At 53.5% G+C, this 25704-nt stretch carries 23 protein-coding genes and 1 tRNA gene; 8 read left to right on the top strand and 16 right to left on the bottom strand.

Translation table 11 applies throughout. From position 1 onward, the window contains the following. Window positions 1-48 precede the first annotated feature (48 nt). The 3 genes from QRN24_RS06905 (at window position 49) to QRN24_RS06915 (ending at window position 3283) form a co-directional block, all read left to right on the top strand. A complete protein-coding gene (locus tag QRN24_RS06905) occupies window positions 49-1236 on the top strand; it encodes an MFS transporter (protein ID WP_063214738.1) in 1188 nt (395 codons plus the stop codon). Between the two features lie 618 nt (window positions 1237-1854). Then, window positions 1855-2814: a RodZ family helix-turn-helix domain-containing protein gene (locus QRN24_RS06910; RefSeq protein ID WP_284942530.1), complete on the top strand. Its 960-nt coding sequence runs from the start codon at window positions 1855-1857 to the stop codon at window positions 2812-2814. A gap of 118 nt (window positions 2815-2932) precedes the next feature. Further along, window positions 2933-3283 carry a hypothetical protein gene (locus QRN24_RS06915; protein ID WP_025203612.1) on the top strand — a complete coding sequence of 117 codons (351 nt, stop codon included), beginning with the start codon at window positions 2933-2935 and terminating at the stop codon, window positions 3281-3283. A gap of 305 nt (window positions 3284-3588) precedes the next feature. On the opposite strand, the gene QRN24_RS06920 is transcribed toward QRN24_RS06915, so the two are convergent. From QRN24_RS06920 to QRN24_RS06940, 5 genes are all read right to left on the bottom strand, one after another. Next, window positions 3589-3915 (bottom strand): NIPSNAP family protein, encoded by a 327-nt coding sequence (locus QRN24_RS06920; RefSeq protein WP_284942634.1) that lies wholly within the window; start codon window positions 3913-3915, stop codon window positions 3589-3591. A 124-nt stretch (window positions 3916-4039) separates the two neighbouring features. Beyond that, the gene (locus QRN24_RS06925) at window positions 4040-4279 is read right to left on the bottom strand and encodes a DinI family protein (protein ID WP_014170944.1); all 240 of its coding nucleotides are present in this window, start codon (window positions 4277-4279) and stop codon (window positions 4040-4042) included. 187 nt (window positions 4280-4466) lie between these two features. Beyond that, window positions 4467-4543, bottom strand: a tRNA-Pro gene (locus tag QRN24_RS06930). 72 nt (window positions 4544-4615) lie between these two features. Then, window positions 4616-6376, bottom strand: coding sequence for an LPS biosynthesis-modulating metalloenzyme YejM (yejM, locus tag QRN24_RS06935; protein WP_284942532.1), 1761 nt, complete (start codon window positions 6374-6376; stop codon window positions 4616-4618). A gap of 19 nt (window positions 6377-6395) precedes the next feature. Then, on the bottom strand, window positions 6396-6623 hold the full coding sequence (locus QRN24_RS06940; RefSeq protein ID WP_001135586.1) for a YejL family protein: 228 nt from the start codon (window positions 6621-6623) through the stop codon (window positions 6396-6398). A 134-nt stretch (window positions 6624-6757) separates the two neighbouring features. On the opposite strand from QRN24_RS06940, the gene yejK reads away from it, so the two are divergent. Then, window positions 6758-7765 carry a nucleoid-associated protein YejK gene (yejK, locus tag QRN24_RS06945; protein WP_014170942.1) on the top strand — a complete coding sequence of 336 codons (1008 nt, stop codon included), beginning with the start codon at window positions 6758-6760 and terminating at the stop codon, window positions 7763-7765. A 54-nt stretch (window positions 7766-7819) separates the two neighbouring features. Here yejK and rplY read toward each other — a convergent pair whose 3' ends face one another. Together rplY and radD are read right to left on the bottom strand one after the other, a co-directional pair. After that, window positions 7820-8104, bottom strand: coding sequence for a 50S ribosomal protein L25 (gene rplY / locus QRN24_RS06950; protein WP_014170941.1), 285 nt, complete (start codon window positions 8102-8104; stop codon window positions 7820-7822). A gap of 125 nt (window positions 8105-8229) precedes the next feature. Beyond that, window positions 8230-9990, bottom strand: a complete 1761-nt coding sequence (gene radD / locus QRN24_RS06955; protein ID WP_078774625.1) for a DNA repair helicase RadD — start codon at window positions 9988-9990, stop codon at window positions 8230-8232. A 151-nt stretch (window positions 9991-10141) separates the two neighbouring features. Here radD and rsuA point away from each other — a divergent pair, with 151 nt between their 5' ends. The 3 genes from rsuA to QRN24_RS06970 all read left to right on the top strand — a co-directional run bounded on the left by rsuA (window position 10142) and on the right by QRN24_RS06970 (window position 12686). Then, on the top strand, window positions 10142-10849 hold the full coding sequence (gene rsuA / locus QRN24_RS06960) for a 16S rRNA pseudouridine(516) synthase RsuA (RefSeq protein WP_014170938.1): 708 nt from the start codon (window positions 10142-10144) through the stop codon (window positions 10847-10849). A gap of 15 nt (window positions 10850-10864) precedes the next feature. Then, entirely contained in the window at window positions 10865-12061 is a 1197-nt protein-coding gene (locus QRN24_RS06965) for a Bcr/CflA family multidrug efflux MFS transporter (RefSeq protein ID WP_014170937.1), read from the top strand. A 280-nt stretch (window positions 12062-12341) separates the two neighbouring features. Then, window positions 12342-12686 (top strand): YejG family protein, encoded by a 345-nt coding sequence (locus QRN24_RS06970; RefSeq protein ID WP_014170936.1) that lies wholly within the window; start codon window positions 12342-12344, stop codon window positions 12684-12686. Between the two features lie 3 nt (window positions 12687-12689). Here QRN24_RS06970 and yejF read toward each other — a convergent pair whose 3' ends face one another. The 9 genes from yejF to QRN24_RS07015 all read right to left on the bottom strand — a co-directional run bounded on the left by yejF (window position 12690) and on the right by QRN24_RS07015 (window position 24271). Beyond that, the gene (gene yejF, locus QRN24_RS06975; protein WP_284942533.1) at window positions 12690-14279 is read right to left on the bottom strand and encodes a microcin C ABC transporter ATP-binding protein YejF; all 1590 of its coding nucleotides are present in this window, start codon (window positions 14277-14279) and stop codon (window positions 12690-12692) included. A gap of 1 nt (window position 14280) precedes the next feature. After that, the gene (locus QRN24_RS06980; RefSeq protein ID WP_014170934.1) at window positions 14281-15306 is read right to left on the bottom strand and encodes an ABC transporter permease; all 1026 of its coding nucleotides are present in this window, start codon (window positions 15304-15306) and stop codon (window positions 14281-14283) included. Further along, a complete protein-coding gene (locus QRN24_RS06985) occupies window positions 15306-16400 on the bottom strand; it encodes a microcin C ABC transporter permease YejB (RefSeq protein ID WP_014170933.1) in 1095 nt (364 codons plus the stop codon). Before QRN24_RS06985 ends, QRN24_RS06980 begins: the two co-directional genes overlap by 1 nt. 9 nt (window positions 16401-16409) lie before the next feature. Further along, on the bottom strand, window positions 16410-18215 hold the full coding sequence (locus tag QRN24_RS06990) for an extracellular solute-binding protein (RefSeq protein WP_284942534.1): 1806 nt from the start codon (window positions 18213-18215) through the stop codon (window positions 16410-16412). 77 nt (window positions 18216-18292) lie between these two features. Continuing rightward, a complete protein-coding gene (gene pdeN / locus QRN24_RS06995) occupies window positions 18293-19834 on the bottom strand; it encodes a cyclic di-3',5'-guanosine monophosphate phosphodiesterase PdeN (RefSeq protein ID WP_284942535.1) in 1542 nt (513 codons plus the stop codon). A gap of 127 nt (window positions 19835-19961) precedes the next feature. Then, window positions 19962-20531, bottom strand: coding sequence for a bifunctional murein DD-endopeptidase/murein LD-carboxypeptidase (gene mepS, locus QRN24_RS07000; RefSeq protein WP_014170930.1), 570 nt, complete (start codon window positions 20529-20531; stop codon window positions 19962-19964). A 416-nt stretch (window positions 20532-20947) separates the two neighbouring features. Continuing rightward, entirely contained in the window at window positions 20948-21661 is a 714-nt protein-coding gene (locus QRN24_RS07005) for a phosphatase PAP2 family protein (protein WP_025203633.1), read from the bottom strand. A gap of 33 nt (window positions 21662-21694) precedes the next feature. Further along, window positions 21695-22681, bottom strand: a complete 987-nt coding sequence (locus QRN24_RS07010; RefSeq protein ID WP_284942537.1) for a CobW family GTP-binding protein — start codon at window positions 22679-22681, stop codon at window positions 21695-21697. Window positions 22682-22804: 123 nt separating this feature from the next. After that, window positions 22805-24271: a mannitol dehydrogenase family protein gene (locus tag QRN24_RS07015; RefSeq protein ID WP_050737112.1), complete on the bottom strand. Its 1467-nt coding sequence runs from the start codon at window positions 24269-24271 to the stop codon at window positions 22805-22807. Window positions 24272-24475: 204 nt separating this feature from the next. Between QRN24_RS07015 and uxuA the strand changes: the two genes are divergently transcribed. Beyond that, window positions 24476-25666: a mannonate dehydratase gene (gene uxuA, locus QRN24_RS07020; protein ID WP_032678583.1), complete on the top strand. Its 1191-nt coding sequence runs from the start codon at window positions 24476-24478 to the stop codon at window positions 25664-25666. Window positions 25667-25704: the final 38 nt, after the last annotated feature.

Here is a 25704-nt window from a genome sequence, read left to right on the forward strand (position 1 = left end):
CCTATTCTGTAAGCAGTCAGGCCACTGTTTTCAGAGCAGGAGTTACAGATGCTTTCCAGATTTAAGGTACTCAGCCGGATCCCTCGTGGGGTCTGGGTAGTGGGTGGCGTCAGTATGTTGATGGACATCTCGTCAGAGAGTATTCACAGCCTGCTTCCACTGTTTATGGTGACTACGCTGGGAACGAGCGTGTTGGTTATCGGCCTGATTGAAGGACTCGCGGAGGCTACCGCTCTCTTTATCAAAGTCTTTTCGGGGGCGATTAGCGACTATCTTGGCAAGCGTAAAGGGCTGGCGCTACTCGGGTATGGCCTCGGTGCGCTGAGCAAACCCTTTTTCGCCCTCGCATCCTCTTCGGGGATGGTTTTAGGCGCGCGCCTGATGGATCGTGCGGGGAAGGGGATCCGCGGTGCTCCACGGGATGCGCTGGTCGCAGATATCACCCCGCCGGAACTGCGTGGGGCGGCATATGGCCTGCGTCAGTCTATGGATACCACCGGCGCATTTCTGGGGCCACTACTGGCCGTGGGGTTAATGCTGCTGCTACACAATGATTTTCGCGCGGTTTTCTGGATAGCCCTGATCCCCGGCTTTCTTTCGGTTGCGCTGCTGTATTTCGGCCTGAAGGAGCCGAAAACCCCTGTCGAACATAAACGCACTAATCCCATCAAAAGAGAGAATTTAACGCGGCTGGGAAAATCGTGCTGGTGGGTCATTGGCCTGGGGGCGGTATTCACACTGGCACGTTTTAGCGAGGCTTTTCTTGTCCTCCGTGCGCAACAGTCTGGCGTTCCCCTGGCCTTAATCCCGCTGGTGATGGTGGTGATGAACGTGATCTATTCTTTCTCGGCCTATCCGTTTGGCAAACTCTCTGATGGTATGAGCCATACCCGGCTTCTGCAGTGGGGGCTAGTCGTATTGATTGCCGCTGATGTTGTTCTGGCCCTGAGTACCCACTGGACCGGTATTATTGTCGGCGTTGCGCTCTGGGGCATGCATATGGGGATGACTCAGGGGCTGCTGGCCGCGATGGTGGCCAAAACAGCACCTGCGGATTTGCGCGGTACGGCGTTTGGTCTTTTCAGTCTGGTCAGCGGGGTCGGGTTACTGATGGCCAGCGTGGGTGCCGGCGCTATCTGGGAACTGTGGGGCGCAGAATATACCTTTTATGCCGGCGCGGTGATTTGTTTGCTGACGCTGCTTTATCTGCGTAAAACGCCTGCCGAAGTGCGGTAAGAATACGGTTATTAAAATGCTTTTCTTTTTTTAGTCGTACGAATCTGGGCTGGACAGCATTTATGCTGTCCAGCCCTGTCATCAATTGCAATAAATTCCTGCCTCTGTAATTAGCCCCCCCCGCTATACCGCCACGTTGTTCAATTATCACACCTCTTATCGCGTGAAATCCGGGCATGTATTCCTCTCTGCATTGCTGACGGTGTCTGGCTTGGGGCCACACCAGCTATGCAGGGACAGGGCGCTTTATCCAGAGGAGGTATGCTTTCGTTACGTCAATGCACGTGCACTGAAACATTATTTCACTTTTTTATGCAGGATAATGAACCGGAAAAATTCACCATCTGAGTGTTATCCACTAAAAAAATGATTTGTTGCGATAACAATAGAGATGTTTTGAAGCGAATTAACAGGGAAATGTAGGGGCTGAGTTGATTGTTATTTCTACGATTTGAATTAGGGATATTGATAAATATCAAAAGTGTAATCGTTTACAGTCGTTATTATGCGCGGTTTGAAGTGCTTGTTTCGTTTGTTGAAAAAAGTCCCCGACATGTGCCGGGGTAGTTAATTGTTGTTTCTGTTTTCCCTTAACATAAATTAAAGGTAATTATTGTAATGAACCGCCATTCTATCATTTCTTTATCCGTAATAATTGCGCTTTCATGCGGAAGTGTGAACGCCTTCGCTTCTAATTTCATGACCATGGATGAAAAAGCCACGGCTATTCAGTCGATTCGCAATGAAGCCAATCAGGCCATGGAGGATAAGCAGGCTGCATTAAAGGCTTACAATGCCGACCGTTCACCTGAAAATATGGCCCGTTTAGGGGACATCGAAAACAGCTTACGCACTGCAGGCGATCGTATTAATGCAGTACAGGCAACTGAAACGGCTCCCGATGCGCCGCGACCTGTAACACAAAGAACGCCGCAACTCCTGCAGCAGAAAACGCCACACATTACGGGCACGACTTACCGGAACGCTGTGATTTCAATGCAGCAAGTCACAACAGGGCCAGCCTTACCTGCTGGAACTGCCGTTAACCCCCCTGACGCCACCAAAACGTCTACAGTGGCTGCGCCACAAATCACAGGCACAACTTACCGCGCCGCAGTGGTGTCTATGCAGCAAGCGACAACAGGACCAGCCTTACCCGCTGGCACGGCGGTTACTGCGCCCTCGCTTACTCATACTCCAGCCACCACGAAAGCACCTGATAACGTTACAAGTGTTGCCATAACAAAAGACACGGGCTCGATTAACGTTGCTGTGTCCAGTATGAAGCCGGGGACGCCTGTGAATATCACGGTTAACGGTGTCACCACTACCACCACCGCAGGGGAGATCGCCAAAGTCGATCCGAATGTGCAAATCGCAGTTCCGCATGTAGACGCGTTGATCGTCTCTCAGCGTCAGGGAAGCGATCATAGCCGTAATAACTCACGACATGAGCATGGAACGGGAAACGGCAGCAACAATGCAGCCAACAGCAACAGCGCCCACGGCTTAGGCGGTGGCAATCATATTGGTGGTGGTAGCGCGCAGTCTGGCTCCAGAAACGTGGGTCACTGGTGATAGTCAATCTCTTGATGGGGTGGTTTTTGGGGGTTGTCAGTGGCTGGTGTATGGCTGGAATAGTGGCAAACCTGAAAGAAATCAGGCGACAACATGTCGAATTTGGGAAGTATTTTAAGTGAAACCCTTAAAAAAAGCGTTACTGATGAAAAAGGCTCAGTGGATATTAATCATTCTGGCAGCGGTGACTACTACAGGATGTTGCATTGCTTCTCAACCCGAAACGGATGCATTAAGCACCCGGCCTTTCATGGGGGGGAATGGTAAACGTGTTGCGGCAATGTCAGATTTTCAAATCTGCGAGGCGTTGGGCTATGCACAGGCCCACCACGAAACGAAAGTTTACAACACGCTTTCCGCATTGTTGGAGCAACGCCAACAGGCGGGCACGCTCAGGATCGCTCAGGGTGATTGCACCGCAGCAGCGCTAAACGTCATCAATGAGGAAAAGGCCAAAGTGAAACAGTAACGCATCAGGGGTCCTAAACGGGCCCCTTTTTTTCCAGTGAGTTACATGACACGAAATTCCCTTTGCAGAAATACAAAAACAACCCGGAAGGGTTGGTTTTCAAGAATATGTAGGTCGGAAAAACGCTTCTTGGGGATGTCCTCATGTGGCTTATGAAGACATTACAAACATCGCGGTGTGTTAATCAATGGGGATCAGGGTAGGGTTAGATATGTAGTAGCTCAGACTCGTTTTGGCAGTTTCAATACGCCGAACTAAACCTAATAAGGCAGTAAACGCTCAATCGCGACGTAACAGATTTGGACTTACACTCGTATCCCATCCACACTTACTCGTGGCAGATCAATTACTGTCTTAATGCTTGTTTCGATGCAGTCAATGATGGACGCACGGGGCCCGCAGCGCCAGTCTGCGCTCGCGTAGAAAGAATTAAGCACTGTATTCATATTTTCAATACTTTCAAAGGCTCGAATGAGATAGTAGCAATCAAGATCGTGCAGAGAGTGACCAAACGACACCACATCGATGCCGTGGCGTTGATGAAGGGGAACGCTAATTTCTGCCATGACGTTATGAAAAACTGCTCCGGTGCCTTTGTGTAAATTGTATTGCAGTATCTCGACTGTTTTCATCATCACTGCTCCAGACGTTGGTTTATCGCACTAAGTCGATTGTCCAATGTTATTGTGTTACACAAAGGAAAATTATCAGCTAAAGTCCGCGCCAGTACATTCGATATGAGGGCTTCAAAGAAATTTATTCATTTGTAAGCCACATATCAGACTCTTCAAACATATCCTCCAGCATGCGGTTCAACTTTTCACGATCGCTTTTGCTGGCATCGCTATTGAGTCCGTTAGCCTGCATAGGCTTAACCTTCACTTCAGCATCAGGGAAGATGTTATGCACTCGCTTCGTAAGCTCGGCCAATATAATTTCTCTGGCTCCATCCAGGCCCTGAACATTTCGCTTATCGTAAACCAACTCAACAAACATAAAACCTCCGTAATAACTTCAAGTGGGGGAGGTATTTTTACTGTAAAAATATACAGCGTCAAGCGTGGCGGAGTGTTTTAAGGGGGAGGTGTCGACCGTAGGTGCTGAAACTACAGGTAATGATTCCCATCAGAAATTAAGCAATAAAAAAAACCAGCCATAGGTGGCTGGTTTTAAAGAGTATTTTTGGTCGGCACGAGAGGATTTGAACCTCCGACCCCCGACACCCCATGACGGTGCGCTACCAGGCTGCGCTACGTGCCGACGCATAAAAAGAATACTACTCGATTCCGTTTTGAATGCAAGGGAATCTGTTGCTAACTGGTTTATAATTAATCAGTTAGCGATAAAGCGCTTCTCATCCGTCAGAACCTTCAGCAGCAGGCTCAGCTGCGGTTTTTGGTCTTTCAACCGCTCACCCTGCAGATTATACGTCTGATACTTCCCATTATTGTTCAGCACCAGCGTCAGCGCTGGCGTTGTTACCACCAGCGTGCTCTCTCCGGCAGCCGTCACCCAGTTATGGCGGCGGGTGGCACTGAAGAGATCCTGTCCCTGTGAATACTCGTTTGCTGGCGTGCTGACGTGCAGCAGACGTTGCATCAGGGTCGTCATCACATCTTTATGTTCAGTCAGCATATTGATGCGCTGCGCCGGCGTTCCCGGCCAGTGGATCACCAGCGGAACATGCAGATTTGGACGCGACCACTCCATGCTCTTCGTTTCGTCACCCAACGGGATACCATGACCGGCCGTGACGATCACGACGGTGTTATCCAGCTTGCCAGACTCGCGCAACGCGTCGAGCACGCGGCCAATCTGTGCATCAACATCACCGGCAGCGCGGCTGTAGCGGCGCGCAAAGCCTTTCTGATTCGTGTCCTCAAGGTTGGTGCCGTTTAAGGCAACCCACGAGAACCAGCGGTTATCTTCCTGGGCGTAGCGTTGCAGCCAGCTTATCCACTGACTGGCGGTCTGTTCATCTGTCTGGCTCTGTGCTGCCGGCAGTGAGAAGTCTGACAGCAGCGCCTGGCGATAGAGCGCGCTGTTAAAGCCATCCGAAGAGAATAGCCCTAACTGATAACCCTGCTGATTAAGTCCGGTGATCAGTGCCGCAGGAATACGGGCGGACAGCACGCCGTCCATGTATCCGGCTGAAATGCCGTAGAACAGACCAAAGATACCCGCGTCGGTCGAGTTACCGGAACTCATATGCTGTGTAAACGTCACGTTCTTACTGGCGAAATCAGCCAGAGCAGGCATCTGCTTCTCGTAACGTGAATAATTCAGGCCATCGACGGTGATTAACAGGACGTTTTGCCCGCGGCCCATATCGCGATAGCGTAGTTCGCTCAGCGGATACTGAACGCTGACCGCTTCCGGATTACCCTGTTCGACCAGACGGCGCTGATACTCCTGCGCATCCAGCAGGCCGTGTTTTTCGAGGAAACGGCGAGCCGTCATCGGATAAGAGAGCGGCAGGTTAGCGCGCTGCATGGTAATAGGGCGATAGAAGTTCGCATCCGCCCAGATATACATGATGTGCGAGCTAATAAAGGAGACGAAAAAGAGCGTCGCAACGGGCTTCGCGTAATGGCGGCGCCGGGTCAGGCTGCGCAGTTTTTGCCAGCTCCAGGTGGCAAACAGCATCTCAATAAGCAGGATCACCGGAACGCTGATAAACATCAGCTGCCAGTCACGGGCCGTTTCGTTTTGATCCGGGTTGATCACCAGTTCCCATACGATGGGGTTGAGATGCAGGTGAAAACGGGTAAAGACTTCGCTGTCGATAAGCAGCAGCGTTATCCCCGCCGTCGCGAGGATAGCGGACAAGAAGCGCATGAGCCGCTGCGACATGACGATAAACGTCAGGGGGAACAGGATCAGCAGATAGGTGGCGAAAACCAAAAAGCTAAAGTGACCCACAACGCTCATCCAGGAGTAAATACGCCCGGTTAGCGTTGTCGGCCAGTCTGCGACAAACAGATAACGACAGCCAATGACCGACGCTAACAGAATGTTGAACAGGGCAAACCAGTGTCCCCAGCTGACCATCTGGGAGACTTTTTCACGGTAGCGCTGACGATTCGTCACCATAAACTGTTGTTCGTTTCCCTTAATGGGCCTGGTCGTCGCTGACGGAGGACTGTAACGCCTGGGCGAAAGATTTGGCGATCGCCTGACGCTGAGCCGGAGCAACGCTGGTATTGATAAGGTTGGTGACCATATTTCCCAAAACCATCAGGGAGAGATCGGTCGGCGTTTTATGTTTTTCCAGTACGTTGACCAGCTCACTGAGCAGTTGTTCAACGTGTTCATCACTGTAGCGGGAATGTTGTGGCATAAATCAAAATCAGTTTGTTGATGAAAGGGCAACATATTACCGTAGCGACAGCTTTTTTTCCCCTTTTTTATCTGTTGTTGCACACATGACCTGGTGGTGGTTGAATACCGCCCGGTCTAAAAGGAGAGTTTATCATGAGTCTGGAAATCAACCAGATTGCCTTGCACCAGCTTATCAAGCGTGATGAGCAAACCCTTGAAGTGGTGCTTCGCGATTCGTTACTGGAACCCACGGCGACCGTTGTGGAAATGATGGCGGAGTTGCACCGCGTCTACAGTGCTAAAAATAAAGCCTATGGTCTGTTCAGCGAAGAGAGCGAACTGGCTGATAGTCTTCGTCTGCAGCGTCAGGGCGAAGAGGATTTCCTGGCGTTTAGCCGTGCCGCCACCGGACGTCTGCGTGACGAACTGGCAAAATACCCGTTCGCAGACGGCGGTATCGTCCTGTTCTGTCACTATCGCTACCTGGCAGTAGAGTATCTGCTGGTCACCGTGCTGAACAATTTAAGCAGCATGCGCGTGAATGAGCAGCTGGATATCAGTTCTACCCATTATCTTGATATCAACCATGCGGATATCGTGGCGCGTATCGATTTAACCGAGTGGGAAACGAACCCGGAATCGACCCGCTACCTGACCTTCCTGAAAGGCCGCGTCGGCCGTAAAGTGGCTGATTTCTTTATGGACTTCCTCGGCGCCAGCGAAGGTCTTAACGCCAAAGCGCAGAACAAAGGGCTGCTGCAGGCGGTTGACGACTTTACCGCCGAAGCGCAGCTCGATAAATCTGAGCGTCAGACCGTGCGCCAGCAGGTGTACAGTTACTGCAACGAACAGCTGCAGGCGGGAGAAGAGATTGAGCTGGAGTCGCTGTCAAAAGAGCTGGCGGGCGTCAGTGAAGTCAGCTTCCAGGAATTTACTGCTGATAAAGGCTATGAGCTCGAAGAGAGCTTCCCGGCGGATCGCAGTACGCTGCGACAGCTCACTAAATTTGCCGGTAGCGGCGGTGGGTTGACCATCAACTTTGATGCCATGCTGTTGGGTGAACGCATCTTCTGGGATCCGGCCACCGATACGCTGACCATTAAAGGCACGCCGCCGAACCTGCGCGATCAGCTTCAGCGCCGCACCTCTGGCGGGAAATAACAGGCATAAAAAAAGCCCCGCAGAAGCGGGGCTTTTTTTTCGACGTGTTTGCGATTACGCGCGAACGAAGTCGATGTGAGTGACTTTTGGCTTGAACGCGTGACGCTGAACAGCCTGAACTTTCACTTTTTCTTCTTTACCGCCAACAACGATGGTCAGAACTTCGCTGTAGAATTCAGGTTTGTTCTGCAGGTTCCACACTTTGTCGTGATCCAGTTCGATTGCAACTGGAGCAGCTTCGCCACCGTAAACGATAGCCGGGAACTTGTTAGCGTTACGCAGGCGGCGGCTCGCACCCTTACCCTGCACGTTACGTACTTCTGCTTCGATAGTAAACATTGATTTCTCTCTGTATTTTAAACCCTACTACAGGCGACCCAGCAGCAGGTGAGTGTTCTGCTTCACGGATATGAAGCGGGCGGCATTTTATACTCAAATGCCCCTCACATCAATGAAAAGTCCCCTTAACCGCGCAATTCGTTGGCGCGACGAAAACGGCCTTCGTAATCAAACACCTTTTCCCGAACCTGCCAGAACTGTCCTTTCATACGAGCCACAACAAAATCCGGGTGGCGCAGTAACACCTGCTGGCGCACGATATCGGCCACGGTTATCCAACGCAGCGGTACACCGGGCGTACGGGTGTGCGGGCGAATAAAGAGTTGTTCGAAGGCCATACGCTGGGCAGGCGTATGTACCCTGAAGCGCTCGCTGACGTCTGCGCCGTCTTCATCGTAATAGGTGATTTTCAGCCACTCGCCTTTGTCATCCGCGCCGGGTTGCAGTGCCATACCGGAACAGCGCAGCACCAGCGCATCTTTTAACTTCAGCGCTGCTTTTAGCATGTCATCAGGATCGACCAGAACCGTATCGCATTCGCGACAGCGACGAGCGGCAATATCGTTTTCCGCATTGCACTGCGGGCAGTTTTTAAAGCGGAAACGGAAATCGCACTGTTCCCGATGTCCTTCGTCATCTTCAAACCAGCCCTGACAGCGGCGGCCAAAATGTTCAATCAGCGTGCCGTCTGCGGTGGTTTTACCCCAGAAGGTGTTGGCAAAACCACAGGCAGGGCAAAAGACCTGAACGGGGACGTTGTCGCTTTTGCCTTTTGGCGTGCCGACTTCCGGAGAGTAGAGATCGTGCGGGTTACCGGCGTAATCCAGAATAAGACAGTCGGTTTTCCCGGGCGCCAGGCGCAGGCCGCGCCCCACAATCTGCTGATAAAGACTGACCGATTCGGTCGGACGTAAAATGGCAATCAGATCGACATGCGGGGCATCAAACCCGGTGGTTAACACCGACACGTTCACCAGATAGCGGAATTGTTGCGCTTTGAAGGCGTCGATCAGGCGGTCGCGCTCCGGCCCGGGCGTCTCGCCGGTGATTAAGGCCGCGTCCTCGGCGGGCAGCAGCCCGGTAATTTCTCGCGCATGCTCCACGGTGGCGGCAAAGATCATGACCCCTTTGCGCGTCGTGGCGAACTCTTCTATCTGGCTAATGATATGCGGGGTAATGCGCTTTTGCTTTTTCAGCTCCTGGTTCAACTCCGCTTCGCTGAATAACCCGTTGCTCTGCGCCTGTAACCGGCTGAAATCGTACTGCACCACCGGCATGTCCAGCCGCTCGGGCGGCGTCAGGTAGCCATGCTTGATCATGTAGCGCAAAGGAAGTTCATAGATACAGTCGCTGAACAGCGCTTTCTCATCGCCGCGCACCATACCGTGGTAATGGTAGCGATAGATCCAGCCTTTACCCAGGCGAAACGGGGTCGCCGTCAGGCCAAGCAGGCGAAGATGCGGGTTCACCTCTTTCAGGTGAGTGAGGATTTGCTGATACTGGCTGTCGTCGTCATCGCTGATGCGGTGACACTCGTCGACAATCAGCAGCGAAAATTCACTGCGAAACAGATCAAGGTTGCGGGCCACCGACTGTACGCTGCCAAAGACCACTTTGCCGTGGCTCTCTTTACGCTTTAGCCCGGCAGCGAAAATGTCAGCTTCCAGCCCGAGCGCGCAATACTTGGCATGGTTTTGCGCCACCAGCTCTTTGACGTGGGCCAGCACCAGCACGCGTCCGCGTGCCAGACGCGCCAGTTCGGCGATCACCAGGCTTTTGCCAGCACCGGTCGGAAGCACAATGGCCGCCGGTGCCTGGTGTTTACGAAACCAGGCGAGAGTGGCGTCAACGGCTTCCTGCTGATAAGGACGAAGTGTAAAAGTCATGGGGTCTCGGTTTAGTTATTTCGCATATAGTATGCCACGAAACTTTTTCCCTTGAGTGGCGCAACCAGACCATTATACTGAGCCATTCCAGACTGCTTCTTTTTCGGACCTGTTGTCCGACTTCCAGCACCATTAAGGCTAAAAAGATTTCATGCGACTTGATAAGTTTATCGCTCAGCAACTCGGCGTAAGCCGCGCTATTGCCGGGCGTGAAATTCGCGCCAGCCGCGTTACCGTGGATGGCGACATTGTGAAAGACACTGCGTTCAAACTCCAGCCTGACCATCAGGTTGAATATGACGGCAACCCGCTGACCCAACAGCACGGGCCGCGCTATTTCATGCTCAATAAGCCGGAAGGCTATGTCTGTTCTACGGACGATCCGGATCATCCAACGGTGCTTTATTTCCTCGACGAACCGGTCGCGCACAAGCTGCATGCCGCTGGCCGTCTTGATATCGACACCACCGGGCTGGTGCTGATGACCGACGACGGGCAGTGGTCACACCGTATCACGTCTCCGCGCCATCACTGTGAGAAGACGTATCGGGTGACGCTGGAGTCTCCGGTCGCGGATGACACGGCAGAACAATTTGCCAACGGCGTTCAGTTGCATAATGAAAAAGATCTGACCCGGCCTGCCGTGCTTGAAGTGATCGCGCCTACCGAGGTTCGTCTGACCATCAGTGAAGGGCGCTACCATCAGGTGAAGCGTATGTTTGCCGCGGTGGGTAACCACGTTGTCGGTCTGCATCGTGAACGTATTGGCGCAATTGAACTCGATCCTGAGCTGGCGCCCGGCGAATATCGCCCGTTAACGGAAGAAGAGATCGCCAGCGTTGGTCTGCCTTCGCATTAATTTCAGGAGAACTCTGTGACCACCAGGCCACACTCGTCGTTCAAAATCGTCTTCATTCTTGGCCTGCTGGCCATGCTGATGCCGCTGTCTATTGATATGTATCTGCCTGCGCTGCCGGTTATTTCCGCGCAGTTTGGCGTACCGGCAGGCAGCGCGCAGATGACGCTCAGCACCTATATTCTCGGTTTTGCCCTCGGTCAGCTGTTTTATGGTCCGATGGCGGACAGCTTTGGCCGCAAGCCCGTTATTCTTGGCGGGACCCTGATTTTTGCAGGGGCAGCGGTGGCCTGTGCGCAGGCGCAAACCATCGATCAACTGATTGTCATGCGCTTTTTCCACGGTCTGGCGGCGGCAGCGGCAAGCGTGGTGATCAATGCCCTGATGCGCGATATCTACCCGAAAGAAGAGTTCTCCCGGATGATGTCGTTTGTGATGCTGGTGACGACGATTGCACCGCTGGTGGCCCCTATGGCCGGTGGTGCGGTACTGGTATGGTTCAGCTGGCATGTGATTTTCTGGATCCTGGCGCTTGCCGCGCTGCTGGCCTCGGCAATGATCTTCTTCTTTATTGATGAAACGCTACCCGCGGAGCGCCGACAGAAGTTCCACATCCGAACCACAATGGGGAATTTCGCCTCACTGTTTCGCCATAAGCGCGTGCTGAGCTATATGCTGGCGAGCGGTTTCAGCTTCGCCGGGATGTTCTCATTCCTGAGCGCCGGGCCGTTTGTCTATATCGAACTGAACCATGTTTCTCCGCAGCACTTCGGTTATTACTTTGCGCTCAACATCGTCTTCCTGTTCATTATGACCATCATTAACAGCCGCTTTGTCCGCCGAGTCGGGGCGTTGAACATGTTCCGCGCCGGGCTTTGGATCCAGTTTGTGATGGCTATCTGGCTGGTGCTGAGTGCTTTTACAGGCGTGGGCTTCTGGGCGCTGGTGGTGGGGGTTGCGGCCTTCGTCGGCTGCGTGTCGATGGTTTCCTCCAATGCGATGGCGGTGATCCTCGACGAATTCCCGCATATGGCAGGCACCGCCTCGTCGCTGGCCGGAACATTCCGCTTTGGCATCGGCGCCATCGTCGGGGCGTTATTGTCGATGGCCACGTTTAATACGGCCTGGCCGATGCTGTGGGCGATGGCGTTTTGTGCAACCAGCTCCATTCTTTTCTACCTCTACGCCAGTCGGCCGCGAAAGGTGGCCAGCTAACGCGCAAATAAGGCCCAGTCAGGGCCTTTTTTGTTGACACACATCAACCAAAGCTGCGTTCGTTTACCCTGTGTTTGTTTCTTTTATGTAAAATCTATTTGTGTAAAAAGTCACATCATTGTATTTAAAAAGGTTGAGTTAGATCGCAGAAACGGGTACATATAGCGCCGACGCGAGCCTGAACACCTATAAAAAAGCGCCGAATAGTGCAGGCTGGCGATGATGTGTTACTATAAATGTAAATAAATTGTGAAGTAAATTTTGCTTCCGGGGAACGAACGTGAATACATTACAACTCTCCATAGTCCATCGCTTGCCCCAGAGCTATCGCTGGTCGGCGGGTTTTGCAGGTTCGAAAGTTGAACCGATTCCGCAAAGCGTCGCGGGTTGCGAGAATTGTCTGGTTGCACTTAAGCTGCTGAGCCCGAGCGACGAAAATGCATGGCGAGTCATGGAGCGTCTCAGCGAGGCCCTGACGGATATTGAAGTGGACAGCTCCGTACTGGAGTGTGAAGGTGAACCCTGCCTGTTCGTGAAAAGCCAGGATGAATTTGCCGCGACCTGCCGTCTGAAAAACTTTGGTGTTGCTATTGCTGAGCCTTTCTCGGGGCAGTATCCTTTCTGAGCGCTAGTCTGCGGACAACAGCTGGCGCGTGTAGCTCTGCGTTGGCGCAGCAAATACGCGCTGGCACTCTCCCTGCTCGACCACTTCTCCCTGTCGCAACACAATCACCTGATGGCATAACGCCCGCACAACCTGTAAATCATGGCTGATAAAGATATAGGCCAGCCTGTGCTTTTCCTGCAATCCTTTCAGTAATGCCAGGATTTGAGCCTGAACGGTTCTGTCCAGCGACGACGTTGGTTCATCCAGAATGATCAGCTCCGGTTTGAGGATCAGCGCGCGGGCAATGGCGATACGCTGGCGCTGACCGCCGGAAAATTCAGCCGGGTAGCGGTGCCGGGTATCCGGATCTAAGCCAACTTCTGCCATAACGCGTATCACTTCTTCTTCCCGCTGCCGGACGGTCAATGCCGGCTGATGAACGCGCAGACCCTCTTCGACAATCTGTAAGACGTTCAGCCGTGGGTTAAGCGAGGAGCTTGGATCCTGAAACACAACCTGCATGCGGGGACGAACGGGCAGCATCTGGCGATGGTTCCAGTTGTGCAGTGGCATACCGTCAAAGAGGATCTCACCCTGCGAGGCGATTAAGCGCAGCAGTGCCAGGCCGGTGGTGCTTTTTCCCGAACCGGACTCGCCCACCAGCCCCAGCGATTCGCCCGGACGCAGGGAAAAATGGATATTTTTCAATACCGGATGCTGGTCGACGATGCGCCGCAGAATCCCTTTGCGAACAGGAAACGACACGCCCAGCCCCTCAACGCGCAGCAACGGCGCGCTGTCAGCCGGCAGGGGAACCGGGTCACCCGTGGGCTCGCTATCAAGCAGACGCTGCGTATAGGGGTGCTGAGGCGCTTTCAGCAGGGTGGCTGCGGTGTTCTGCTCGACACAGCGTCCGTTTTGCATCACGGCGACGCTGTCGGCGAGCTTTTTCACAATGCTGAGGTTATGGGTGATAAACAGCAGGCTCATGTTCAGTTCGTCACGCAACTCCCGCAGCAGCCGCAGAATTTGCGCCTGCACCGTCACGTCCAGCGCGGTGGTGGGTTCATCGGCAATCAACAGTTCGGGTCGCGTGAGCAGGGCCATCGCAATCATCACCCGCTGACGTTCGCCGCCGGAAAGCTGATGGGGGAAATCGCTCAGCCGTTTTGCGGCATTGCGAATGCCGGTTCGTTCAAGACAATCCAGGATCTCCCCCCGCGCCGCCTCTTTGCGCATGCCCCGGTGCAGGGACAGCACTTCATAGAGCTGTTTTTCCAGCGTGTGCAGTGGGTTAAGGGAGACCATCGGCTCCTGGAAAATCATGGCAATGTTATTGCCGCGAATTCCGCGCAGGGTTTTTTCATCGGCATGCAGCAGCGAGCGACCGTGAAACAGAATATCGCCTTGCGGATAGCTGACGGGCGGAGACGGAAGCAGGCGCAGGATCGACAGTGCCGATACGCTCTTGCCAGAGCCTGACTCGCCTACCAGCGCCAGCGTTTCGCCGCGCTGGATCTGCAGCGACAACTCCGTGACCACGGTACGCGCCTCACCCTGTTTCGAAAAGGCAATCGACAGGTTATCAATACTGAGAAGGGGCTGCGTCATCTTATACCGCCTTGTTGGGATCAAAAGCATCGCGCACGGCTTCGCCAATAAAAATCAGCAGTGAAAGCAGCACGGCCACGGCAAGAAAGGCGGTGATGCCTAACCACGGTGCCTGCAGGTTGTTCTTGCCCTGCAGCAGTAGCTCGCCGAGCGACGGGGAACCGAGAGGGAGCCCGAAGCCAAGGAAATCAAGCGAGGTGAGGGTAGTGATGGAACTGCACAGAATAAACGGCAGGAAGGTGAGGGTCGCTACCACGGCGTTAGGAAGCATATGGCGGAAAATGATCCCGCGGTCGCTCACCCCCAGCACCTGGGCAGCGCGAATGTAATCGTAATTACGGGTGCGCAGGAATTCCGCCCGCACCACACCTACCAGCGCCATCCAGCCGAAGATGACGGTAATGCCTAACAGCCACCAGAAGTTTGGCTGTACCACGCTTGAAAGCAGAATGATCAGAAACAGCGTCGGCATGCCTGACCAGACTTCAATAAAACGTTGACCCCACAGGTCGATTTTCCCGCCGTAGTAGCCCTGAACGGCACCAGCTACCACGCCCATCACGCTGGAAAAGACGGTCAGCATCAGCCCAAAGAGGATCGAGATCCGCGTGCCATAGAGGATGCGTGCCAGCACATCGCCACCGTTGGCATCCGTTCCCAGCCAGTTTTGCGCGGAAGGCGGGGAAGGGAAGGGGGTGGTGGTCGCAAAGTTAATGCTGTTTGCGCCAAAACGCACCGGCGCCCAGAGTGCCCAGCCGTGCTGTTCAATTTGCTGGCGAAGCCACGGATCCTGATATTCAGCGGGCGTCGCAAACGGGCCACCAAAATCGCTTTCGCTGTATTGGGTGAGAACGGGCACATACCAGCGGTCGTTAAAGTGCACCAGCAGCGGTTTATCGTTGGCAATCAATTCCGAACACATGCTTAAGACAAACAGGACGGCAAAGATCCACAGCGACCAGTAGCCGCGGCGGTTGTGGCGAAAACGGGCCCATCGGGCCTGGTTGACGGGGCTTAAACGCGGCATCAGCGGCCCTCAAAATCAATTCGGGGATCAACCAGCGTATAGCTGATATCGCTGATGATATTCAGCAGCAGGCCAATCAGGGTGAAGATATAAAGTGTGCCAAACATGACCGGATAATCGCGCGACACGGTGGCTTCATATCCCAGCAAGCCCAGTCCGTTGAGAGAGAACATCACCTCTATCAGCAGCGAGCCGGTAAAAAACATACTGATGAACGTGGCAGGAAATCCGGCAATCACCAGCAGCATGGCGTTGCGAAAGACATGTTTCCACATGATCTGCTTTTCGCCGACGCCCTTCGCACGGGCAGTCACAACGTACTGTTTACGGATTTCATCGAGAAAGGCGTTTTTGGTCAACATGGTCAGGGCCGCAAAGCCGCCAATGACGGTCGCAAGCACCGGCAGCGTGATGTGCCAGAAATAATCGGTGATCTTCTTGTACCAGGGCAGGGTGCTGAAATCCGCTGACACCAGCCCCCGCAGCGGAAAGATATCGAAATAGCTGCCACCGGCAAAAAAGACAATCAACAGAACGGCAAACAGAAACGCCGGAATGGCATAGCCGATGATGATAAACGTGCTGCTCCAGACATCGAAGCGGCTGCCGTTGTGAACCGCTTTACGGATCCCCAGGGGAATAGAGACGAGATAAATAATCAACGTTCCCCACAGCCCCAGGGTAATCGACACCGGCAGACTTTGCTTAATCAATGTTAAAACCGACGCGCTGCGAAACAGGCTGTCGCCAAAATCAAAGCGGAGGTAGTCCCAGAGCATGTTGAAATACCGCTCGTGAAGCGGTTTGTCGAAGCCATAACGATGGGTGATCTCGGCGATGACTTCCGGATCCAGGCCACGTCCGCCGCGATAATGGCTTTCACTGATATTTCCGAGGCCGGTGCGGGCATGGCTCGCGCCCATTCCTTCGCCACCGCCGCCAGGCATGCCGCCGCTGTTGCCAAACTCAATGGCTGCAATAGCCTGGTCGACCGGGCCGCCGGGCGCGATTTGCACAATAAAAAAGTTAATCGTGATGATTGCCCAGAGGGTCGGGATAATCAGCAGGAGACGGCGGATCAGATACGCACCCATGATGATTCCTTATCGCCGCTCAGCGGGAAGTCTGGCGGCTTTGTTAACGTCATACCACCAGGTGTCGAAGCCCAGTGAATAGACAGGGCGTACGGCAGGCTCGGAGAACTTGTCCCAGCGCGCAAGCCGGTCTTCGCCCATATACCACATTGGCAGCATGTAGTAATTCCAGGTTAAGACCCTGTCGAGGGCGCGTCCCAGCGGCAGGAGTTTTTCTTTATCACCCTGCGCCGCCACAATTTTCGCAATCAAGGCATCAATCGCCGGGCTTTTCACCCCCGGCGCATTGTAGGAGGAGTCGATATAGCTGGATGCCCAGGAGATTTGCAGATCCGAACTGGGCCACGGCTGCGCGGGCCACAGGGTTTGCATCATGTCGTAATCACGGCTGCGTTTGCGGTTGGTGAGCTGCGCGTTGTCGACCTGGCGAATGTTCATGGTAATCCCCAGCCGTTCAAGATTGTGCTTAAACGGCAGCACCCACTGATCGTTGCTTCCGGACGCAAGCAGCAGCTCAAAGCTTAACGGTTTGCCCGTTCTGGAATCGACGCGTTTTTGATTCTTCAGTGGCCAGCCTGCGTCATCCAGCAGTTTACTGGCTTTAAGCAGGTTGTCGCGATCGTAGCCGTCACCCTTTGACGCCGGAGGCTGAAATACCGTCGTGAACACCTCCGGTGGCAGTTCTGCTTTCAGCGGTGCCAGCAGGACAAGTTCGTCCGCTTTTGGGTAATCGCGAGCGGCATATTCAGTGTTCTGGAAATAGCTATTTGCCCGGCTGTAAGCGCCGTAAAATAGCGCTTTGTTCATCCATTCAAAATCAAAGGCCAGGGTAATGGCTTCCCGCACCCGGCGGTCAGTAAATACCGGACGCTGGATATTAAACGCCAGCCAGCGCGTATCCTGAGCGGACGCATTTTTATGCTCGTCTTTAACGATATACCCGTTAGCGAAGTTTTTGCCGATATACCGTGTCGCCCAGTTTTTAGCGCTGCTCTCCACGCGCATATCGAACGCACCGGCTTTGAAGGCTTCAAATGCCACGTTATCGTCAAGGTAATAATCGTAGCGAAGGATATCAAAATTCCAGCGGCCCCGGTTTACCGGCAGGTTTGCCGCCCAGTAGTCTTTGACCCGGGAATAGACAACATACTGCCCCATGCGCCAGTCGGTGATGCGGTAAGGGCCACCCGCCAGCGGGGGTGTGGAGAGCGGGTCGCTAAGTTTGTGATCTTTCCAGAACGATTCAGGCATCACGGGCAGGGAGAACAGGCTGAGCATGTTCTCTTTATTCGGCTCACTCAGCTCAATACACACCGTGAGCGGGGCAATGGCTTTGACCGTAACGCCTTTATAGACAATGCGGAACTGGGGAACGCCCTCAGTCATAAATTTGTGAAATGTGAAGGCAATGTCGCTGGCTTTGACCGGCGTCCCATCGTGAAAACGCGCCCGTGGGTTAATCGAAATTTCCGCCCACGCGAAGTTATCCGCGTAACGCACGTTGTCCGCAATCAGCGGGTAGTAACTGCCGGGTTCATCATCAGACGTAACAAACAGCGTATCGTAGAGCGATTCTGTTCGCGCTGCCGCCACGCCGCGCAGGGCGAAGCGGTTGAAGTTGTCGAACGTCCCCGTGGCGGAGAGGGTCACGTTTCCGCCTTTTGGCGCGGCAGGGTTGACGTAATCAAAGTGCGTAAAATTGACCGCGTACTTTGGCTCACCAATCACGGAGAACGCGATGTTCTCTTTGATGGTTTGCGCCTGGCTGGACAGGCTCGTTAATGCCAACAGCAGCAATATAAAGCGCATAAGCATCTCGCGGCGGCTCCCTTTCGACTGACCGGCTCAGTTAAGCTGAATAATAAGTGACGTCACGGGCAATGTGAAATCATTCAACGTTCAGGCTGCCATTGGCGGAACTGCTCCAGCGGCATCGGGCGGCTAATCCAGTAACCCTGAAGGAAAACAACGCCATGTTCGCGCAGCCAGGCTGCCTGCTCCGGCGTCTCCACCCCTTCGGCGACGGTCGACATATTCAGTCGTCTTGCCAGGGTGAGTACGGCATCAAGCACCGGGGAGGTGACGGTTTCCGTCCCGATCGCGTTGACAAAACCCCGGTCAATTTTGATGTAATCCATGGTGAAACGCTCAAGGTAAATCAGCGCACTGTGGCCGGTACCAAAATCATCAATCGCAATTTCAAAGCCTTCATTGTGCAGCCATTCGAAAAGATTGTTGGCTTCCCGATGGTTAACCATGTCGCGCTCGGTGATTTCCAGCACGATCTGGAAATGATCCGGCGGCATTAAGTCCAGGAAAGTGCGCATATCCTCTTTGAAGCTTTCCGCATGAAGATGCCCCGGCGCAATGTTAATGCCCAGTTTTGCGCCCGGCGGCAGAAGGGTCTGTAATACCGGCGCGTCGCGGATGATGAGGTCAAAAAGATGCAGCGTCAGCGGCACAATCAGCTTCTGCGCTTCGGCGAAGTTGATAAAGGCATCAGGCGGAATTTCCCCCATCGTCGGGTGTTTCCAGCGCATCAGGACTTCGACACCGCGCATTTGCAGCGTCTCTGCATCCACAACAGGCTGATACACCACATAAAACTGGCCACGTTTAATGGCGCTCAGGATCTCTTTGCCTGGGTTAAGACGCGTGGTGAGGATATAGAAATTAAGCGAGCCGGCCGCGATCCCGCAGACCAGTCCAAAGAACACCGCGAACAGGATTTCATCGCTCGTCCACTCTTCGGCGTACAGTTTGATCGTCAGCGGAACCTTTTTTAGGGTCGCGGTACGCGCTGGCGTTTCATGTAAATTCTGTGCCTTCACCAGTGTGGCGGACCTGGTCGACAACGCATTGTCGCCAATGATGATGGCAATGCCCGCGAACTCGTTCTGACGTGCGGTGTAAAGCATATACGGAGTCAGGTTGATGTTTACCGAAGTAAACACGCCGCCGTCCTTCACCAGCGGATTTCGATACCAGATGGCAATCGCGGGTCTGTGCGGCATCATCGGTGTACCCGGCAGTAACGCCATATCAATCTGTTTATCGATGTGCAGCTCGGGTATCAGCTCTTCCATCGGGACGTTCATCGGACCGGTGGCTGAAGAGCAGTACGCCAGTTTATCCCTGACCAGCAAAAAGGCGCGCACGTTAAGGCTAAAGGCCGCGCGAGAGGTCAGCTCAGCATTGACGTCGTGGCAGCTGTTCAGCGTGAGCGGCTGAAGGAGATCGATAGAGCTTTTCAACTCATCGAAGTAGCTTTCCATGTAGATGCTCACGTCGTCAATCAGGGTGTCGAATCTGACTTCCCGCTTGTGGTAGCTCCAGAAAAATTGCAATGAACCCAGGAGCAGGGCTGTGATCAGGCCGGTGATAAGGCTGAGGAAAAGTATCTTGCGATTACTGGAGAAGTAGCGGGTGAACATAGACGTCGTGGTTCCTGGATTGCCGCTGAATGTATTCAGTGTAACGGGCAAAAAAAAACACCGCCGAAGCAGTGCTTTTTTTTATCATATCGCCGGCCAAGGGATAACCAACGATACAATGATTATTTTAACTGCGGGTCAGTACGCGGCGCGCTTCGTTATAGCGCTTCTTCCAGTAAGGTTCGTTCATGCTGGAAATGGTCACACCGCTGCTGGTGGAGGCATGTACAAACTGGTCATTGCCAATGTAGATGCCAACATGTCGACCTGTCGAACCCGCACGGAACAGGACTAAATCCCCGGTGCGCAGTTTAGTGCGTGAAATCGACTTGCCCATCTCCTGCTGTTCGTAAGTTGAACGCGGAAGATCTAACCCAAACTGCTCACGGAAAGTACGCTGTACGAAACCGGAACAATCAATGCCTTTTTTGGTGCTGCCGCCAAGACGATAACGCACGCCTTTCCAGTCAGCATACTGGTCCATAATACGGGACTTCACGTCCAGATTACGTACCATATTTTCAAATTCATCCTGAGAGGCTTGCAGTGACGAGGAATCTTCCATTCCCACAACACGCGTCTCAGGATGCATATTCTTTGCGGTGTTCGATGTACTACATGCAGATAACAGTACCGCCACTGCTATCGCCGGGATCCCCCGTAAGATATATCTCAAAATCGGTTGAGATTTGACCATTTTGTTTATTATCCCTTGAAGTCCTTAACGACAAATATCGTTATAAAAAATGCCAAACGTGACGAGACTAATTATCTGTTCACAATGAGACAATTCTTTCTGATCACATTTGTGGCGTAGCGCACAAATTTATTCACCAGCGAAATAATTATCTCTATGGGGCAAAACGAGTCCGAGATTAACCGATTGCCTGGGGTATTGCGAGCAAAAAAAGCCTTTTTTTTATAAGAAATTGTGATACAGAAAGTAAAAATTGATAATTGTTCAAAAAACGCACGATCAAGGTTAAAAACCGTGCAACACATTCATTTTTATCACGAATATTGTGACGAAATGATGACGGGAGGGGGTGAAAGGGGAGAAAAGTGCATCAAGGATCAAAACGATCCCTGATGCATAGTGTTAATTAAGGTTAATTATTGGTTTCTGATTTGTTGCGTTTTGCCGGGGAGGTAGCGATCGAACACGGCTATTATCTTGTCGCTCAGCGGTGTCATCAGACACCACGGCAGCGCAACCAGCACAGAAGAGAGCGAACCGACTGCAATATCAGTAAACCAGTGAGCGCCAATCATTACCCGTGGGAAGGCAAAAACCACAAAAATAATCAGGGCTATCGCAAAGGCTTTTCGGCCGAAATAGCGGAGCATCACGCCGGAAAAAATAAGCAGCATCATTCCGTGATCGCCCGGGAAACTGGCCTTCGACGCATCTTTCGTTGGAATATGCAGCAGCTCGCTGACGCGATAAATATCGGGGAAGAACAGCGTTGGGCTGGAACGCTTAACCGGAATAATGGCCGTTGCCAGCTGGTTAATTACCACCGCAAGCAGCAACATCATCAAACCAATAATCAGAATACGGCGGCGTCCTGTTTTGTCCTCTTTCAGCCAGAAAGAGAGCATCAGGCCGCCCATCGCCAGCAGCGAGCAGCCGTCAAAGGCGCGGTTATTCGTGATAGCAACCAGCCACAGGAAGGCTTCGCTCTTCACCAGCTCCTGGTTGAAGAAGTGAAAAATGGCAGAATCCAGCGGAAACCAGACACCATGATTCGCCGGGATATACCAGGAGAAAAAGAGCGCCAGACCGGCGACATTAAGCAGTAATATCAGGGGAAGTCGAGTCGTCATAACATTCAGCATAGAGTGAAATCTGGGGCAACGTTAGCCGCCCAAACTTAAACGAAGCTTCAACAGGCTGGACTGCAGGGCATTCCAGTCGGCGTTAACCGCACTAATTAACTCTATTCGGCTATCAGGTGGCGCCACATTTTGCGTTTCGATAAAGAAATCTTCGCCCTGACGGTTGATCCGCACCAGCCCGTCCGGGGTGCGCATGATCCCTTTAACACGATCGACCGGAGCCAGTCTGGCCCATTCGAGTACGCCGATGGTAACGAAAACGGTATCCGCATCGAAAATCCATCCGCAGGCCTGATAGCCCTGGCCGCTGTTAAGGTTACGACGCCAGCGCTGGTGTTCCGGCAGACTCAGGGCAGCCAGACCCTGTTTTTGCGGATGGCTGTGGGCGTGTTCCGCGCTTGCCGGGAGCGCCGCCAGGTTCAGGCGAGGCAGGTCAAGCAGGGCGTTATCAATTTTCCCCTGGGTGGTCTGCACCCGCTGACGGTTGCCACCGAAGTGCTGCCACCATGTCTCCAGCGCGGACTGGCTTTCCGCCGTTGCGCGATCCTCTTTATTGGCGACGATAATATCTGCCGAGGCGAGCTGGTCGCGAAAGTTCTCGTTGGTCACGGCTTTTTCATCCAGCAGCTGACGGGGGTCCAGCAGGCACAGCGTGGCACGCAGATCGATCCACGGCTCGTAGACCGGCGCGGTCAGTAAATCGAGAATTTGCTTCGGATGACCCAGCCCGGTCGGTTCAATCAGCAGACGGTCTGGTTTGCCCTGACGCAGCAGCGTATTCAGCCCGACCTGCATCGGCAGACCATTTACGCAGCACATGCAGCCACCGGGGATCTCTTTGATCATCGCGCCGCTGTCTGCCAGTAATGCGCCATCAATACCCACTTCGCCAAATTCATTGACCAGGACGGCCCATTTTTCTGCCGGATCCTTATTGGCCAGCAGGTGGAGAATTGAGGTGGTTTTACCGCTGCCGAGAAAACCGGTAATGAGGTTGGTTTTGGTCACGTGCGCTCCAGTCGATAATTGTGATGCTATAACAATTATCCATCATCCTGGCGAAAAACGGGCGCAATGAGAAGGGGGAGGGCGAACGGAGGCAATCGCCGTTCGCCTTAAGCGCAATAATCGCTAAATATTTAACGTTTCGATAACAGCCTGACGCGCGCCATGGCGGGCGATGCGCTGATAGGCCTGGCTGATGGCCTCCACGAAAATGCTATTTTGTGCGAGATCGTGACCAAAGATTTCACTCAGCCCCAGCAGGGCGTTGACGCGCTCAGCGTCGCTGCTGGCTGCAACAAGGGTGCGGATTTTATCACTCAGCGGATCGCGCACATCAATCGCGTCGCCACGCTCGTCGGTACCGCTGACGTAGCGGATCCAGCCTGCAACGCCCAGGGCCAGCAGCGGCCACGCGGTTTTACGTTCAAGATGGATGCGGATCCCATCCAGCATGCGTTGCGGCAATTTCTGGCTTCCGTCCATCGCAATTTGCCAGGTCCGGTGCTGCAGTGCCGGATTGGCAAAGCGTTCAAGCAGGCTATCGGCATAAGCCGTGAGGTCGACATCCTTAATACGCAGCGTAGGAGCCTGCTCATTTAGCATTAACCGACGTGCGGCTTCGCGAAAAGCGGTGTCTTCCATACATTCGTTGATGTGCGCATACCCGGCGAGGTAGCCCAGATACGCGAGGAAAGAGTGGCTGCCGTTGAGCATGCGCAATTTCATCTGTTCCCACGGCAGAACGTCCTGCACCATTTGTACACCAGCCACTTCCCATGCCGGGCGTCCGGCAACAAAGTTGTCTTCCACTACCCACTGAATAAACGGTTCGCAGCTGATAGCACAAGGATCTTCTACTCCAAGCTCTTTCGTGATTTCTGCCAGCGACGCCTCGGTCGCGGCGGGAACAATTCGGTCGACCATGGTTCCCGGAAAGCTCACATGTGAATCAATCCACTCTGCCAGCGCCGGGTCGCGTTTCTGGGCCATCCCTAATACCGCGTTTTTCACCACATGGCCGTTATCAGGGATGTTGTCGCAGGAGAGGACGGTAAAAGCGGACAAACCGCGTTCACGGCGGCGGTGGAGCGCCTCGACCAGGATCCCGGGCGCGGAGTGCGGTTCAGACGGGTTCTCCAGATCGTGAACGATCCGGGAGTTGTGCAAATCCAGATTACCGGTGGCGGGATCGATGCAATAACCTTTCTCTGTGATGGTGAGCGACACAATGGCGACCTGAGGTTCACAAAATTTCTCAATGATGGCAGGCAGAGAATCCAGTTTTGCGTTCAGACATTCATGGACGGCACCGACGATAATCGGCTGGTTTCCCTCCGCCCCTTTTTCCAGCACGGTGAAGAGATGATCCTGTGCGCGCAACTGGCTCATCAGCACGTCGCCGCTGAAGAGGCTAATCTCACAAATACCCCAGTCGCCGCCTTTCTCATTCAGCACCCGGTTTGTTAACAAGGCCTGATGCGCCCGGTGAAATGCGCCGAAGCCAAAATGGACGATGCGAGAGCGTAACTGCTTACGATCGTAGCGAGGGAGCTGGACATGGGCAGGAAGCGAGGTGGAGGCAATTGTCTTCATGAAATACACACCTGATTAACCATTAATTAACAACGCCAGTGTAAAGTTATATGACAGCAAATTAAATTGGTGAGCCGTAAATATCCCCGAAGTGTGAGTTTGATCAATCAATGTGTGGCGGTGTGTTGACCCTTTACGGCAAACATGTATGGTAGTCGTCATCGTAGTCATCCATATTGGTATAACAACTTTAGAGGTGAGGCAATGGAACAGACCTGGCGTTGGTACGGGCCGAACGATCCGGTTTCTCTTGATGATGTGCGTCAGGCTGGCGCAACGGGTGTCGTGACGGCGCTGCATCACATTCCTAATGGTCAGGTATGGCCGATTGAAGAAATCAAAAAGCGTCAGGCGCTGCTGGCGGAAAAAGGCCTGACCTGGTCTGTGGTGGAAAGCATCCCGGTTCACGAAGATATCAAAACCCATTCAGGTGATTATCAGACCTGGATTGCCAACTACCAGCAGAGCATTCGTCACCTGGCGGCCTGCGGTATTGATACTGTTTGCTATAACTTCATGCCCATTCTTGACTGGACGCGAACCGATCTTGAGTACACGTTGCCGGACGGCTCAAAAGCGCTGCGTTTCGATCAGATTGCCTTTGCCGCATTTGAGCTGCACATCCTGAAACGTCCTGGTGCAGAAGCCGATTACACGGCTGAAGAGCAGCAGCAGGCGCTCGCGTGGTTTAACGCAGCCAGTGACGCCGAGATTGAAAAGCTGACCCGCAATATTATTGCTGGCCTGCCGGGCGCTGAAGAGGGCTATACGCTGGATCAGTTCCGCGCGCGTCTGGCGGAATACGGGAATATCGATAAAAACCAGCTGCGTGAAAACATGGCGTTTTTCCTGCGCGCTATCGTACCGGTAGCGGAAGAAGCGGGCGTACGCCTGGCTGTGCACCCGGACGATCCTCCGCGTCCTATTCTCGGTTTACCGCGTATCGTGTCCACGATTGAAGATATGCAGTGGCTGAAAGAGACCGTGGACAGTATCTATAACGGATTCACCATGTGTACCGGCTCTTACGGCGTGCGTGCGGATAACGATCTGGTGCAGATGATTGAAACCTTCGGCGATCGTATTCACTTCACGCATCTGCGTGCGACCTGTCGTGAGGATAATCCAAAAACCTTCCATGAAGCAGCGCACCTGGGCGGCGATGTGAATATGGTCGCGGTAGTGGATGCGATTCTGGCGGAAGAGGTACGTCGTAAGCACGCGGGTGACGTTCGTCCTATCCCGTTCCGTCCCGATCATGGTCACCAGATGCTGGACGATCTGCGTAAGAAAACGAACCCAGGTTATTCGGCAATTGGTCGTCTGAAAGGCATGGCGGAAGTGCGGGGCGTTGAGCTGGCGCTGAAGATGACGAAATACCCGGAACTGCTGTAACGTCTGTTGCCCGGTGGCGCTGTGCCACCGGGCGAATA

Origin of the sequence: Enterobacter sp. MEB024 (assembly GCF_030209635.1) — a bacterium.
Classification (GTDB): Bacteria; Pseudomonadota; Gammaproteobacteria; order Enterobacterales; family Enterobacteriaceae; genus Enterobacter; species Enterobacter ludwigii.

Bases quoted from the DNA above. Each gene is read 5' to 3' on its own strand.
- QRN24_RS06905 (WP_063214738.1), top strand. From the start codon at position 49: ATGCTTTCCAGATTTAAGGTACTCAGCCGGATCCCTCGTGGGGTCTGG.
- QRN24_RS06910 (WP_284942530.1), top strand. From the start codon at position 1,855: ATGAACCGCCATTCTATCATTTCTTTATCCGTAATAATTGCGCTTTCA.
- QRN24_RS06920 (WP_284942634.1), bottom strand. From the start codon at position 3,915: ATGAAAACAGTCGAGATACTGCAATACAATTTACACAAAGGCACCGGA.
- QRN24_RS06925 (WP_014170944.1), bottom strand. From the start codon at position 4,279: ATGTTTGTTGAGTTGGTTTACGATAAGCGAAATGTTCAGGGCCTGGAT.
- yejM (WP_284942532.1), bottom strand. From the start codon at position 6,376: ATGGTGACGAATCGTCAGCGCTACCGTGAAAAAGTCTCCCAGATGGTC.
- QRN24_RS06940 (WP_001135586.1), bottom strand. From the start codon at position 6,623: ATGCCACAACATTCCCGCTACAGTGATGAACACGTTGAACAACTGCTC.
- yejK (WP_014170942.1), top strand. From the start codon at position 6,758: ATGAGTCTGGAAATCAACCAGATTGCCTTGCACCAGCTTATCAAGCGT.
- rplY (WP_014170941.1), bottom strand. From the start codon at position 8,104: ATGTTTACTATCGAAGCAGAAGTACGTAACGTGCAGGGTAAGGGTGCG.
- radD (WP_078774625.1), bottom strand. From the start codon at position 9,990: ATGACTTTTACACTTCGTCCTTATCAGCAGGAAGCCGTTGACGCCACT.
- rsuA (WP_014170938.1), top strand. From the start codon at position 10,142: ATGCGACTTGATAAGTTTATCGCTCAGCAACTCGGCGTAAGCCGCGCT.
- yejF (WP_284942533.1), bottom strand. From the start codon at position 14,279: ATGACGCAGCCCCTTCTCAGTATTGATAACCTGTCGATTGCCTTTTCG.
- QRN24_RS06980 (WP_014170934.1), bottom strand. From the start codon at position 15,306: ATGCCGCGTTTAAGCCCCGTCAACCAGGCCCGATGGGCCCGTTTTCGC.
- QRN24_RS06985 (WP_014170933.1), bottom strand. From the start codon at position 16,400: ATGGGTGCGTATCTGATCCGCCGTCTCCTGCTGATTATCCCGACCCTC.
- QRN24_RS06990 (WP_284942534.1), bottom strand. From the start codon at position 18,215: ATGCTTATGCGCTTTATATTGCTGCTGTTGGCATTAACGAGCCTGTCC.
- pdeN (WP_284942535.1), bottom strand. From the start codon at position 19,834: ATGTTCACCCGCTACTTCTCCAGTAATCGCAAGATACTTTTCCTCAGC.
- mepS (WP_014170930.1), bottom strand. From the start codon at position 20,531: ATGGTCAAATCTCAACCGATTTTGAGATATATCTTACGGGGGATCCCG.
- QRN24_RS07005 (WP_025203633.1), bottom strand. From the start codon at position 21,661: ATGACGACTCGACTTCCCCTGATATTACTGCTTAATGTCGCCGGTCTG.
- QRN24_RS07015 (WP_050737112.1), bottom strand. From the start codon at position 24,271: ATGAAGACAATTGCCTCCACCTCGCTTCCTGCCCATGTCCAGCTCCCT.
- uxuA (WP_032678583.1), top strand. From the start codon at position 24,476: ATGGAACAGACCTGGCGTTGGTACGGGCCGAACGATCCGGTTTCTCTT.